The sequence below is a fragment of the Adhaeribacter arboris genome (assembly GCF_003023845.1).
Taxonomy (GTDB): Bacteria; Bacteroidota; Bacteroidia; order Cytophagales; family Hymenobacteraceae; genus Adhaeribacter; species Adhaeribacter arboris.
The window spans coordinates 6139221-6153488 of sequence record NZ_PYFT01000001.1 but is presented as its reverse complement, the minus strand read 5'-3'; the positions used below and the strand labels follow the sequence as shown (position 1 = coordinate 6153488).

Annotated in this window: 9 protein-coding genes; 3 read left to right on the top strand and 6 right to left on the bottom strand. The window is 44.4% G+C overall.

Going from position 1 to position 14268, the window contains the following annotated elements; all coding sequences use genetic code 11:
- Positions 1-115: 115 nt before the first annotated feature.
- Positions 116-310 (bottom strand): hypothetical protein, encoded by a 195-nt coding sequence (locus AHMF7605_RS24990; RefSeq protein ID WP_106932688.1) that lies wholly within the window; start codon positions 308-310, stop codon positions 116-118.
- 21 nt (positions 311-331) lie between these two features.
- On the opposite strand from AHMF7605_RS24990, the gene AHMF7605_RS24985 reads away from it, so the two are divergent.
- On the top strand, positions 332-2917 hold the full coding sequence (locus AHMF7605_RS24985) for a phosphatidylglycerol lysyltransferase domain-containing protein (RefSeq protein WP_106932687.1): 2586 nt from the start codon (positions 332-334) through the stop codon (positions 2915-2917).
- Positions 2918-3047: 130 nt separating this feature from the next.
- On the opposite strand, the gene AHMF7605_RS24980 is transcribed toward AHMF7605_RS24985, so the two are convergent.
- The 4 genes from AHMF7605_RS24980 to AHMF7605_RS24965 all read right to left on the bottom strand — a co-directional run bounded on the left by AHMF7605_RS24980 (position 3048) and on the right by AHMF7605_RS24965 (position 6799).
- Positions 3048-3353, bottom strand: a complete 306-nt coding sequence (locus AHMF7605_RS24980) for a hypothetical protein (protein WP_106932686.1) — start codon at positions 3351-3353, stop codon at positions 3048-3050.
- Between the two features lie 10 nt (positions 3354-3363).
- Positions 3364-3900 carry a DUF1003 domain-containing protein gene (locus tag AHMF7605_RS24975; protein ID WP_106932685.1) on the bottom strand — a complete coding sequence of 179 codons (537 nt, stop codon included), beginning with the start codon at positions 3898-3900 and terminating at the stop codon, positions 3364-3366.
- 290 nt (positions 3901-4190) lie between these two features.
- Positions 4191-5534, bottom strand: coding sequence for a Gfo/Idh/MocA family protein (locus AHMF7605_RS24970; protein WP_106932684.1), 1344 nt, complete (start codon positions 5532-5534; stop codon positions 4191-4193).
- Positions 5535-5770: 236 nt separating this feature from the next.
- The gene (locus tag AHMF7605_RS24965; protein ID WP_106932683.1) at positions 5771-6799 is read right to left on the bottom strand and encodes an alcohol dehydrogenase catalytic domain-containing protein; all 1029 of its coding nucleotides are present in this window, start codon (positions 6797-6799) and stop codon (positions 5771-5773) included.
- 77 nt (positions 6800-6876) lie between these two features.
- On the opposite strand from AHMF7605_RS24965, the gene AHMF7605_RS24960 reads away from it, so the two are divergent.
- Positions 6877-8562 carry an FAD-dependent oxidoreductase gene (locus tag AHMF7605_RS24960; protein WP_106932682.1) on the top strand — a complete coding sequence of 562 codons (1686 nt, stop codon included), beginning with the start codon at positions 6877-6879 and terminating at the stop codon, positions 8560-8562.
- Positions 8563-9216: 654 nt separating this feature from the next.
- Here the strand turns inward: AHMF7605_RS24960 and AHMF7605_RS24955 are convergent.
- A complete protein-coding gene (locus AHMF7605_RS24955; protein ID WP_106932681.1) occupies positions 9217-11565 on the bottom strand; it encodes a DUF4838 domain-containing protein in 2349 nt (782 codons plus the stop codon).
- A gap of 510 nt (positions 11566-12075) precedes the next feature.
- Here AHMF7605_RS24955 and AHMF7605_RS24950 point away from each other — a divergent pair.
- Entirely contained in the window at positions 12076-14178 is a 2103-nt protein-coding gene (locus tag AHMF7605_RS24950; RefSeq protein WP_106932680.1) for an acylase, read from the top strand.
- Positions 14179-14268 lie beyond the last annotated feature (90 nt).

Genomic DNA, 14268 nt, shown 5'->3' with positions numbered 1-14268 from the left:
AAAAGTTTCGGGTAAAAGTGAAAGACTGCTCTTAGCAAGTACAGGAATACCGACCCTTGTCTGTCCTTTATGGTCCAGGAAAGTATTTGAATAAAAAAAAGTATTTGAATAAAAATTAGATTACATGCATAAGAATCCGCTGCAGGAAAAATGGCGTTTGGCTCACTTGCCGGAACCGCGCATCTTTAGCATATTGAGTAGCTATTTGTTCCGACTCATCCTGATAAAGGGGCAGAACAAAATACCCGATTACGAATGCGCCAAGTATAAGGAGAGTGGCGCCCATTCCGAGCAGATACTTTTTTCGCATTCCGGTTTTAATTATTAATTTATGGAAACTGCCCTTCGTAATTTTAAAATACCTTTAAGCCGAAAAGGTATCTGGCAAGCGGGCCTAACCCTAATAATCGTATTTTTTTGTATTTTTTTTGTGAAGCATGAAGGAACCGAATTACCATTGGCTTTTACTAAAATCCAGCAGACTTCTTTCGGTTTAGGTCTTGTTGCTCTTTTAGTTTCCTTATTCTACGCTGTTCTGAATGCCGGCATTTATTTTTGCAGTTTTGCCGCCGTTAATGCCCGGGTTTCTTTGCCCTTGCTCGTGCGGGTATTTTTAAAACGAAACTTGCTCAGTGTATTTTTACCGGCCGGAGGCGTTTCGTCGCTGGCCTTTTTTAATAATTCTATTTTAAAACAAAAAGTATTACCCGCTCAAAATTCGCAAGCTACTTTTTTATACGTTTTTGCAAGTTATGCTTCCTTGCTTTTAATTGCATTGCCGGTAATTGGCTTGTTAACCCTGAGGGGAAATTTAAGCAACAATCTTCTTATTGCTTTTAGTACTTTATTGGTGGTGGCGGTTGGCATACTTATTTTAATTATTACCTTTTTCCGGCGTGGCCGCTCTTATACCTTTTTTGTTCAACGTTTTCCGGCTGCCGCCAATTTGCTGGAGCAAATCCGCAATCAAACTTACCAAAAGTCGTGGCTGCTGGGGGCAGTAGTAGCCTCTATTGGGGTAGAATTATGCGGCATGGCTCACTTATGGATTGCCTGTTGGGCCATCGGGCACCCGGCTACCCTCGAGATGATTGCTTTTGGTTACACTATTGCCACTTTGCTTTATGCTGTTTCGCCTTTGTTCCGCGGTTTAGGCGCCGTTGAGCTTTCGTTAACCTATGTACTGGTACAATACGGTATACCCAAAGTGGCAGCAGTAGCGATAACGCTTTACTACCGGTTCTTTGAATTCTGGCTACCGCTTTTATTTGGTTTGGCAGCCTTTCTGTTTCAGAAAAATAATTTACTCTTACGCATCTTACCGGCATTTCTGATTTTTTTGCTGGGTTTGGTAAATATTATATCGGTGCTTACTCCTGCTATTGCGGAACGGTTAACTTTACTTACCCACTTTCTTTCTTCCTCTACTATTTTTTTCTCTAATTATGCGGTTATTGGTGGGGGAATATTGTTATTATTTTTATCTGTTTATCTATTCCAGGGCTTTCGCAACGCCTGGATAATGGCCCTTGTACTAACCATTGTCTCTATTCTGGGCCATATAGGCAAGGCCATTGACTACGAAGAAGCTTTGTTCGGTTTAAGCGTGCTGATTGTTTTAATTTATACCCGCCGGCATTATACTTTAAAAAGTGACCCCAAGGGTATCCGGCATAAAGGCTTTTTACTAACCACCGGCTTTTGCCTTTTACTAATCTATGGCTTAGTAGGATTTTACTGGCTCGACTACCGCCATTTTAATCAAAATTTTACCTGGTTTACGGCTCTTACACAATTTGGCAAATTACTTTTATTACAAAACGATCGGTTGTTTCCGCAAACTCTTTTTGCGCGGGGCTTTAGTGTTTCGCTGCAAACAATGGAATTAGCCTGGCTCACATTTTTAACGTACGTGCTGCTACGTCCCGTTTTTAATAAAACTACCCACACCCACGAAGATATAACCAGAGCCAAAGAATTGCTCAACCAATACGGCAAATCGTCTTTAGATTATTTTAAAGTTTACCCCGATAAGCAACTATTTTTTAATGCGGCTAACAATGCATTTGTGGCTTATAAAGTAGCCGGGCAATATGCGGTAGTATTAGAAAATCCGGTATTGGCCGATGAAGTTATATTTTCTACGGTTATCACGGAATTTGAGCAATTCTGCCACCAAAACGGTTGGCAAGCTATCTATTACCGAATTGATGAAAAAGACTTAGCTGCGTATACCTCCTTGGGTAAAAAGCATTTGTTTATTGGTCAGGAAGGCATAATCTCTTTACAAAATTTTACTTTAGAAGGAGCTGAACGCAAATCGTTGCGGAATGCTATCCGCAAAGTAAGTACAGCCGGTTATGTTAGCCGAACGTACCTGCCGCCTTTAAAAGAAGGACTTATCCAACGGTTAAAGGCAGTTTCGGAGGAATGGTTAAAAGAATTTAAAAAGCAAGAAAGTGCGTTTACGCAAGGTGTTTTTAATACCGCCGAAATAAAACAACAGGTAGTTATTACCGTGGAAGATGCAGAAGAAAAAATGGTAGCCTTTATTAACGTTATACCCGATTATTCGCCGCAGGAAGGAACGTACGATCTAATCCGGAAAACAGTAGATGCCCCCAACGGCGTGTTAGATTTTTTACTGGTACAATTAATCGATTATTTTAAAACCCAGAACCTGCTATTTTTGAATTTAGGCATGGCCCCCTTATCCGGCTTAAACCAACCCCAGAACATTCCGGAGAAAGCCCTGCAATTTGCCTATAATAATTTACACCAGTTTTCGCATTTACACGGTTTGCGGTTCTTCAAAGAAAAGTTTGCCGATACCTGGACGAATAAATACCTGGTGTATACCCACGACTTAGATTTAGTGCAAGCCCCATCCGTTTTAACCAAAGTTGCCCATTATTAGTGGATGGTTGTTGATGGTCCATAGTCCACAGTCCACAGATGAAAGCTTATTTTATTACTACTGGTTGAAGATAGGTAAATGGTAAATGGTAAATGGTAAATGATTAATGGTAAATAGTACTTGGTAACTGTTAACTGATGATGTTAAAAGCAATGAGCATGGTAGTAAAAAAAAGAAAAAACAAGCCCGCCAGAAAAATATAATCGGCAATTTTTTCGTAACGGTTGTTGCGCAACGATTTATGCCGCATGGCTAAAAAAGAAAGAATACTGCTGATCATAAAAAATAAGATGGCCACTGTCGTGAGTTCATCAATAATAGAAACTTCTTTGAGCTTCAGTACTTTTATGGAGGTAAGGACAATAAAGCAAAGCCCCAGCAAATTAGCCGACGTGTTCAGAATATGCGGCGAGTTATTCTCGTTTTGATTTTCCATCGAGTCTTTTTTAAGAAGCCTTATTTAATTGCCTTTGTATTTGTTGCAGTATTTCTAATTGCTTAGCCTGGTTCTGGTACAATTGCTTCACCTGTTCTTCCAGGAGCAAATCTATTTTCTGGTGCAAACTGCGAATTTCTACTTCCGCTTTTAAATTAATGAGGTAATCGTTCTCGCTGCGCATTCGGTCTTTTTCTTCCTTTCGGTTCTGGCTCATCATGATAATGGGAGCTTGTAAAGCCGCCACACAAGATAAAATTAAGTTCATCAGAATAAAGGGGTAGGGGTCAAATGCCTCGCGGCCAAGCACCAGGCCATTAACTATAATCCATACCAGTAATAAGGTACAGAAGTAAATAATAAATTTCCAACTGCCCCCAAAGCGGGCTACTTTGTCGGAGATAGTTTGTCCGCGGGTTACTATTTCTTTCGGCGGGTTAGATAAGTTATCCGTGATAAGTTTTTCTTCTTTAACCGTATTGTTTACTATTTGATGAAGCTTTTTTATAAAGTTATTTTCTTCCACGGATAAGTTTTTGGGTTTCATACTTCTTGTATCTTATATCAGAAAGCAAGTAAATCAATTTTGCCGGCTTTTAACGGCGATTAAAAAACCTAGTTGGCCCGGTTTTGCCGGAAGTAACAATCCCGCTGCTTTTCAATTTTTAAAAAAGATGGCATCCAGATTTTTCCGGATGCTCTACTCCGAAGAACTGGAAGGTAGAAAAAAAGTACAACAATTTTCGAAGCGTAAGTTCAAAAAAAAGCCCCGTCATAAGTTCCAATTACGGTTTTACTTGGGTGGGGCAATTATTTTAAATCTAAAAATTTTATGTTTTATACTAGCTTGGGTTCCCAACCGGGCTCGTACTCGCGCCGCCACAAGGCCATAGCCTCTTTATCATTTACAATATGCCCATTCTTTTGATCACAGTTTAGTACCCGGCCGGTTCGTTGGGCAATATTGCCCAGTTGGCACAACAATACACTCTTGTGGCCAGTTTCGATGTCGCCGTTGGGACGCTTGCCGGTTCGGACGCAATCCAGGAAGTTATGGATGTGGAAGGCATCCAGTTTATCGCCGGGACCAGCCGGATCCGTAGTATTGGTTTTCGCTTCGTCCTGCACTTTCTTCACTACTTTATTATCCATGTTATACACGGTATAATCGTTATCGCCGGTAGTCACAACGGTGCCTTTGTCGCCGTAAAAAATAGCCCCGCGAGCGCTACCCTCCACGGGGTAATTATTACAACTGCGGCCTTCCCAGGTCATGGCCATACCTCCCGGAAATTCTAAGTTAATCACCTGCGTATCGGGCGTTTCCCAATCGTCCTGGTACGCATAACGGCCCCCGAAGGAGGTTACCCTCGTTGGATACTCCACGCCTAAGCCCCAGCGCATTACGTCTATTTCGTGGGTGCCATTATTTAAAGCTTCGCCGGTACCCCAATTCCAGAACCAATGCCAATTATAATGAATTAAATTATCCTGGTACGGCCGCCGGGGAGCCGGTCCTTGCCACAATTCATAATCCAGGTTGGCCGGTACAGGTACCTGTTTGCCTTTGCCAATGGGTTTACGATTATTGGTGTACCAGCCTTTCGCCAAATAAGCCTTACCAATTATCCCGGATTTTAGTTCTTCCATGCATTCCATAATGCGGGGCCACGAACGTCGCTGATTTCCCATTTGCACAATGCGGTTGTATTTGCGCGCCGCTTCTACCAGCAATTCCCCCTCGTAAGGGTTATGGCTGCAGGGTTTCTCCACGTACACGTGTTTACCGGCTTGGCAAGCCAGAATGGCCGCAGGGGCGTGCCAATGATCCGGAGTAGCAATATAGACTCCGTCCAGTGATTTGTCATTCAAAATAGTCCGGAAATCTTTTACGCCCTTTGGCTTTTTTTTGCTGATATCGGCTAAGCCCGTAATGGTTTTCGCCATGGCATTGGCATCTACATCGCATACATATACCACTTCGCAACCCGCCTGGCGAGCAAAGTTTTTGGTCATGCCATTGCCCCGGCCATTCACCCCCACAAATCCCATTCTTACCCGATCGTTGGCGCCCATAATACTGGCGTAGCTTTTGGCACTCATTCCCAGGGCCAACCCCACCGAACCCAAGCCGGCTTTTTTAATAAAATCCCGGCGGGAGTTATTATTGTTGTTTATCATTTTACCGCATTTTTAAGTTTTCAGATATTTAAATTCGGACACCAGAGTTACATTTTGCTGAGTTTTAAAAACGGGATGCTCTATAAGCACTATTCATTACTAAATTTTAATCTAGCAGCAGTTTAAATAGAGTTTTCCATGGTGCAGTTTACCATTTTTCCTTCGGAATTTTATTAACTGAAAGGGAGAAGTTTATGGATTGTGTTTGGTTTAAGAAACGAGAAGATAATACTGTTTTACGCCTCCATCTTTACTACCACTTTGCCCATAGTTTTCCCTCGCTGGAAAAGGGAAATTGCCTCGTGCATTTCTTTAAAATCATATACCTGACCAATGTACTGAGGAGCTAATTGGAGAGCCTGCAACTTTTGTAGTAATAGGTGCATCAAATCCGTTTGCTCGTAAAGGTAGATGAGATTAAATCCCATGAGCGATTTATTCTGAGTGGGTAACCGTAGCGGATCGATTTTGGGCCGTTGTAGGTACTTTAAATAAAGTTTCGGGTAATTGGGTTTGGAACTATGGCTGGAAAAACTGGCATTGCCGTACACCACCATGCGGCCCATAGGAGCCAATAAATCCCAACCTTGCTGTAGAATTTTACCACCAATGCATTCCATAATCAACAGCAAAGGCCGGTCAGCCAAAGTATTTTTTAATTTTTGGGCAAAATGTTTATCCCGCAAAATAACGGTATCGTAAGCTTCTTGTTCCTTTAGAAAATCAATTTTGTTCGCCTGCCCTACCGTGCCAATGGTATACGCTTCGTATTTTTTACAAATCCGGTTCGTCAGAATACCTACTCCGCCGGCCGCACTATGAATTAACACCGTCATACCGGGTTGCAAATTACCCAGTTCCAGAAGCGCGTAATAAGCGGTGAGCCCTTGCACCAGAAATCCGGCGCCTTCTTCGTAACTCCAGGCTTCCGGTAAGGGAATTACATAACGAGAATGGCTATTAATACGCGAGGCATAACCGCCAAACTTAGTAACGCCCATTACTTTATTGCCCACTTGCCATTCTTTTACGGCTGCACCAACGGCTGCAATCTCTCCGGAAAATTCCAATCCTGGAATAAACGAGCCTTGGGGCGTCGCGCTGTACAAACCCTGCATGGCAAAAATATCGGCAAAGTTGAGCCCAATGGCTTTTACCCGCACGCATACTTCTTCGGGTTGAGGTGGTCCTAACTTTTCGGTTTGTAATTTCAGGTTTTTAATGGAACCTGCTTTCGGCATGCGGTAGACCTGGCGTTGAATCATCAGCAGCAAAAATTTATAAATTAGGTAAAAATTAAGGTAATAGATAAATTACCGGATCACTTCTTAAACGCGATTTTATGAGATATACTATTCGGTTTATTAGCTGGTTCGTTTTTCTGAGTTTATTATCCTGTCGTAACTCCGAAGTAAAAAATTCTACTGCTTCTAATCAGAATATTATAAAGGCAGATATTATCATTTATGGTGGCACTTCAGCGGCAATTGCTTCGGCAGTGCAGGCCACCCGTTTGGGAAAAAGTGTTATTGTAGTTTCGCCGGATAAGCATTTGGGCGGGATGGCTTCCAGTGGCTTGGGATTTACTGATACCGGAAATAAAGCCGTAATAGGCGGTATTGCCCGCGAATTTTACCAACGAATTTACCAGCATTACCAAAAACCCGAAGCCTGGCGTTGGCAGAAAAAAGAAGAATACGGCAACAAAGGTCAGGGCACACCGGCTATGGACGGTACCGAACGCACCATGTGGATTTTTGAACCTCACGTAGCCGAAACAGTTATGGAAGACTTTGTAAGAGAAAATAAAATTCCGGTTTTCCGGGACGAATGGCTGAACCGGGAGAGTGGCGTACAAAAGAAAAAAGGTAAAATAATCGCTATTCAAACTTTAAGCGGCATTACCTACGTGGGTAAAATGTTTATTGATGCTACTTACGAAGGCGATTTGCTAGCGGCAGCCGGAGTGAGTTACCACGTGGGCCGGGAAGCCAATGCAGTTTACGGCGAAGAGTTTAATGGCGTACAAACCGGAGTTTTGCACCATGATCATTACTTTAAGAAAAACATCGATCCTTATAAAATTCCGGGTAATCCGGCCAGCGGTATACTGCCTTTGATTTCTCCGGAAGATCCGGGAGTAAAAGGCGCCGGTGATAAAAAAGTGCAGGCTTACTGCTTCCGGATGTGCCTTACCAATCACCCGGAAAACCGGGTACCTTTTCCTAAGCCTGAGGGCTACGACTCTGCGCAATACGAACTATTGGTACGGGTTTTTGATTCGGGCTGGGGGGAGTTGTTCCGGAAATTTGATGCCATTCCGAACCGGAAAACCGATACCAACAACCACGGCCCGGTTAGTACCGATTACATTGGCGGGAGTTACGCTTACCCCGAAGCCACCTACGAACGCCGGCAAGAAATTATAAAAGCCCACGAAACCTACCAGAAAGGCTTACTTTATTTTATGGCTACCAGTAAACAGATTCCGCAGGAGGTGCAAGCAGAATTTAATACCTGGGGCTTAGCCAAAGACGAATTTACGGAAAACGGCAACTGGCCGCACCAGTTGTATGTGCGGGAAGCCCGCCGCATGGTAAGCGATTACGTGATGACGGAACACGAAACCCTGGGCCGCCGAGCAGTAGCAAACCCCGTGGGTATGGGTTCCTACTCCTTAGATTCCCATAACATTCAGCGCTACGTAAAACCCGACGGCTACGTACAGAACGAAGGGGATATTGGCGTGCCGGTTAAAGAACCTTACCAGATTAGCTACGGCGCTATTATCCCGAAAAAGCAGGAATGCCAGAATTTATTGGTGCCGGTTTGTTTATCCAGCTCGCATATTGCTTACGGTTCTATCCGCATGGAACCGGTTTTTATGATTTTGGGACAAAGTGCTGCTACGGCCGCAGCGCAGGCTATAGAAAGTAAAAAAGCTGTGCAAGATTTAAATTATGCCAAACTGAAAGAGCAGTTACTCAAAGACAACCAAGTTTTAACCAAGCCCATGGCTAATTTTTAATTGCTGACTGAACTTTGAGGTTTGATTTTACAATCATTTAGGTCCAAAAATAGTATTGTTAACTCAAGCTAACTGTTATTTGAAGCTAATCGGGCAGAAAATTTATAATTGGAAAACAGGGCTGTTAAGTTTTTTAATACCTTTTTATATCGCGAGCCGCTCGTGAGTAGTATCGTCCGGACTCCGGCCGGTAGTAATATAACCTGATTACTTTTAAGGAAGGCCTAACTGTATGCCCGGACAGAGGCCTCCTAGTTAATCACGAGGCGGGAGCCTCGCGCCAACTTTATACAAATTTTAATTTAATTACTTAAATAACACCATGGTAAAGAGTGGTAAGTTACTGCCAATCGGAGGAACCATAAAATCAATTTGCCTTTAACAGTTTTCTTAGTTTTCAATTATCCTTATCTACCATTTTCTTGCTCGCCTCGTCGTAGCGGCCCGGAAGGGCCAAAAGAGGTCCGCTACGACGAGGCAAACCGGTTCCTTGTCAAACCTGAGAGCGCCAATTTCTGGAGCCTTTTCAAGGGTCCACGGATAAAAATTTAAGCCGCATTTTGGCAAATTCAATTGAGTATTAAAGCTATCCAGGTACGTAAAATTACCAAATACCAATAACGCTCCGGTTAGTCTTTCTGATAATTAAATATCCTACTCTACCACAATTTCATCAATCCGCATGGTAGCGGGCCGCCCGGCTCCAGGATGCCATTCAGGGGTGTTACCAATAGTATAAGCTTTTACCTTCACGTAGCGAACGTTCCGGGGAGCAAATTCCGCAACAAAATCCCGCTGAATAGCGCCGTACTGGTCAATGGGCAAGGTATTATTTACCAATCCGACTGGCTCAAAATGTTCCCCATCCATAGAAACCGAATACTCTACCTTTTTAGGTAGAATGCCCAGCCAGAAGGCAAATTGGTGATACGCCGATTCAATCCGTTTCACCGGTTTTATTTCTTCCAGGTCAATGACTACTTCCAGGTCTTTGCCGCTGAAAGAAAACCAGTTGAAAGCGTAATCGTGGCTGCCGCGAACCCCGTCGGTGAGCATCCGCCCGGCCTCGGTGGGCTGACTTTCGGCAACCGGACTTAAAAATTTAACTTTTTTGTTATAAGCCAGGTGCTCTTTCATGCCCTGGGAAAATAAACGGTACATGGCGGCCCGGTATTCTTCCGGCGAAGTACTCCATTCTTTCACCTGCGTTACTCCCTGCCGGTTACATAAATCCGTGAACGAGTCAATTTTGGCCCGGATGGCCGAACGCACTTGCCATTTTCCATCGGTTTTTACAAACACGCCCTGCTTCCCGGTAAAGTTTTTCTTAGCCTGTTCCATGATAGCGTACTCCAACGGCAAGCGGGCAATTTTCACCCGTTCCAGCAATTTGGAATCCTGGTTTACAGCGGCTTCGGCTTCATCGAACAATTGCTCGTACCGCCGGATAAGAGTAGGCGTTAAATAGGTAGTGGCAGCATCGTAGGGAGTACCAAATATCCGGAGCGGAGCGCCCGATTTCTGTAAGGCTTCCCGCATTTCGTTGATGTAAGTCCGGATAGGTTTGGCGGCAACTCCGTAATAGCCTTGCAGAAAATCGTCCATTAAAACGTCTACATTCTGGTTCGGGTCCCACAAAAGTTTGGAGATTAGATAACTCCGGAGTTCGGTAAACTCCCCTCCTACTTCGCGATTTCCTTGTTCGAACATGGCCGTTACGCCGTGTTTGGCAAAAAAAGCAATATTCGGCTGAATCACGTGCAGGTTCGGGAAAGGACTAATCAGGTGGTTGAACTGAATAACGTAATCCCAAACAATAATATCCTTAGCTATTTTGCCCCATTCTTCTACGTCGCGCCGGAAATCGGTGCTAGCAGGGTCTTCGTTGATGGGCTTATCGCGGTTTACCTCAATGCTGCAGAGCATGATGTTTACGTTTGGCCGGGGCCGTAAAGATTTGGGCGCTTTACGGCCGTATTCATAGGCCAGGGTAGAAATTATTTTATCCGGAAATTGCACGGCTACCTGGTTCACAAATTGAATAATAGACCCGGAAGGGGAACCTTCGCGCTCATCAATGGCCCGGCAATTATCGCAGGTACAGTAATTACGGTTGTCGTTCTGACTTACCGACCAGTAAGTGGCCGTAGGGTTTTGCGCTATTTTTCGCCGCAGGTTCTGCACGGTAATTTCTAAAACAGCTGGGTTGGTAAGGCAGAGTTGCGTAGGGAGGCGTTTGCCATTCACCAGGGAGTAATATTCGGGGTGTTCTTTGTAATAATTCTGCGGCGGAACCAACTCGTTAAAAGTATGTACCCACATGCCCCAATCCGGCCGGCCGCCTTCTTTATCATGGTCGAGCTTGTGCCAATCAGTATACTCGGCTTCCCAGGTACCCCGGTAATGCGTATCCCGGAATAAAATTACCGGTACTTGTAAATCGTTAATCGGGGATAAAACAATCTGCTTTTGCGTGGGAATTACTTTAACTTTGGGACTATACATGCGGCAACCCAGGTATTTTTCCAGGAAAGTATACACCCCGTAGAGAGTCCCTTTTTCGTTGCCACCGACAATAACTAAACGCAGGCTATCAGTTTTAATTAAAAACCCATCTTCCTTCAGTTTATTAAAATCTACGTTAATACCGGCTTCGGCTAACCGCTCATTCTGCCCCAGCACAATTTCGTACCGGCTCCGGCCTTTATTCGCGGCTACTATGGGCAAAGCCACGCCCGAAATCTGGAGTAAATAGTCCTGTAGCACCTGCGAAGCTTTTAATTCGTGCGGAGTGGCCGCCGTGGGCACCACTATCCGGTACCGGCTCGTTTCCTTATCGGTGAGAACGATATGGGTGGCTGACGCATTGGTTTGTTTAGGCCGGCTCTTTTTTTGCGCCGAAAGCGGCAGACCAGAAAGGAAAAAGCAAAGGCAAATAATTAAAACAAAAACTGCATGTCCCTGCCGGTTGCAGGCTCTTTTTAATCTTGCTTTAAACAACATAATCTTTATTTATTTTAATTGCCCCTGGATTAGAAAGTAAGAAAACAGTCGTTAACTCTGCTCTTATTTTTTATTCTGCTAAATGGGATTTAAGATACTAAAATAGCGGGGAATATAAACCTGAGTTTACCGTGCCTCGTGCCTCGGCACCGGAACGCTAAAAGGCTCTCCCTAGCCAAACGGGTATTGTTCTTCTTGGCTTCTGATCTGAGTAAATATGCCTTCCTTGGTTTCTATTTGGTATTAATTTCAGCTGGGAAAGGCACAAAATTGCTTTTTCTGGTTCAATCCAAAGGTTACACATTTCTCCACTCCCCTGAAATAACATTAAAAAATACTATTTCTGCTCTCATTTTATTAAACTTAAGGGGTAACAATAATCCGGGGAAGGGGATATTAGATTAGCAGGTTATTCTGAACTTCTACATTTTTCTAAAATAAAAGGTATTTATTATGGAAATTAGAGAAGGTTGCATCTGTTCTAGTACAAGCTCCCGGTATACCTGCCTTATGAGAATGCTTTTTACGTTGGTTATATTCTGCTTACTGGCACCAGTAACGTTTGGTCAGAATCAGGCTACTTCCGGGGCAGCATCAAATTTACCGACCGAAATTTTATGGGATAGATACGGCGTACCACACGTTTATGGCCGCAGTATTCCGGAAATGTACTACGCCTTTGGTTGGGCGCAAATGCACAACCACGCCAATTTACTTTTAAAATTATACGGGCAGGCCCGCGGCCGGGCGGCGGAATATTGGGGAATAGACTACTTGGCTACCGATAAACAGGTGCACCTATTTAATTTGCCGGAAACTGCCCGCCAAAACTACGCAAAACAGGACCCGGAGTACAAAAGTTATTTAGATGCTTTCGTAAAAGGCATAAACGCCTACGCGCAGGCGCATCCGGAAGTAATTGACCCTGCCCGGAAGCGCGTACTGCCTATTACCCCGACCGATGTGCTGGCCCATAGTACCCGTATAATTTGCCTGGAGTTTTTAGCGGCCGGCGATATTTACAATGCCCTGCAGCCGATGAATGCGGGATCGAACGCGTATGCGATTGGTCCTGCCAAATCAGCTTCTAAAAATGCTTTGCTGATGGCCAATCCGCATTTACCCTGGAGCGATTTCTACTTATTTTTTGAAGCACACCTCACAGCTCCCGGGTTTCAAGCCTACGGCGCTTCGCTGGTGGGGCAACCCGTATTGAACATCGCCTTCAACAATAAATTGGGCTGGACCCATACCGTGAACACCATTGATGCCTCCGATCGGTACGAGTTAACTTTAAAAAATAATGGCTACTTGCTCGACGGCGTCGTGCAGCCTTTTACCCATAGAAAAGTTACTTTAAAAATCCGGCAAGCCGATGGCACTTTCTTGACCCAACCTACGGAGTTTTTGAGTTCCAAACAGGGGCCAATTGCGGGGGAAAAGAACGGGAAAGCCTATGCCATACGGATAGCTGGTTTAGAAAATGCTTTTTTAGACGCCCAATATCATAAAATGGCACTGGCCCAAAACTTTAAGGAGTTTGAAACCGCTTTAAAAATGCTGCAAAATCCGATGTTCAACGTTATTTACGCCGACCAGGAAGGCAACATATTCTACCTTTTCAACGGCAACGTACCTAAACGCAGCGAAGGCGACTGGGCTTTCTGGAAACGGACTTTGGATGGTAGTTCCTCCAAATACCTCTGGACGCAGTACCATACTTACGACGATTTACCTAAATTATTGAACCCTAAAACCGGGTTTGTACAAAACGCCAACGATCCTCCCTGGTCCAGCACCTACCCTGCTGCCTTGCAAGCAGACAAATTTCCGGCTTATCTGTCGCCGCAGGAAATGCGCTTGCGTCCGCAGCGGGCGATAAATTTAATCAAAAGCGATGCGGCTATTACCTTTCAGGAACTGGTTGCTTATAAACTAAACACCGGCCTGGAAGCTGCCGACCGTATCCTGGACGATTTATTGGCGGCAGTAAAGCAATACCCGGACCCGGTGGCCATCAGAGCCGTGCCTGTTCTCCAGAAATGGGATAAAACCACCGATGCCCAAAGTAAAGGCGCGGTGTTATTTGTGCGGTGGCTGAATAAATTAGGTCGTAATCCTTTCCAGACGCCATGGGACCCGGCGCATTCCTTAACTACCCCCGATGGCTTACAAGACCCCAAAAAAGCCGTAGCCTTATTTGCCCGGGCAGCGCTGGAAGTTGAAACCGATTACGGTGCTCTGGATGTGGCTTGGGGAGAAGTATACCGGTTCCGGATGGGTAACTATAACTTGCCCGGTAACGGCGGCCCCGACCAGTTCGGCGCTTTTCGGGTCATTCAATTTGCGCCAACTCCCACCGACGGCAATAAAAGCTTTGCTACGGGTGGCGATAGTTACGTGGCCATAACCGAATTTGGCCCCAAAGTAAAAGCCCAGGTGTTGCTTAGTTACGGCAATGCTACCCAACCCGGCAGCAAACACCTCGGCGATCAATTACTTTTACTCTCGCAAAAAAAACTGCGGCCAGCCTTATTAGAAAAGACCGATGTTTTAAAAAATCTGGAAAAACGGGAGCAATTATACATGCAAACAAAACAGCCGGGAAGATAGATAATGAATGAACAGATAATTTATGGTGGTTAGTGCGCCGGTCGAAAAAACGAAACTTATGAAACGATGATGAATGATACACGATAATTA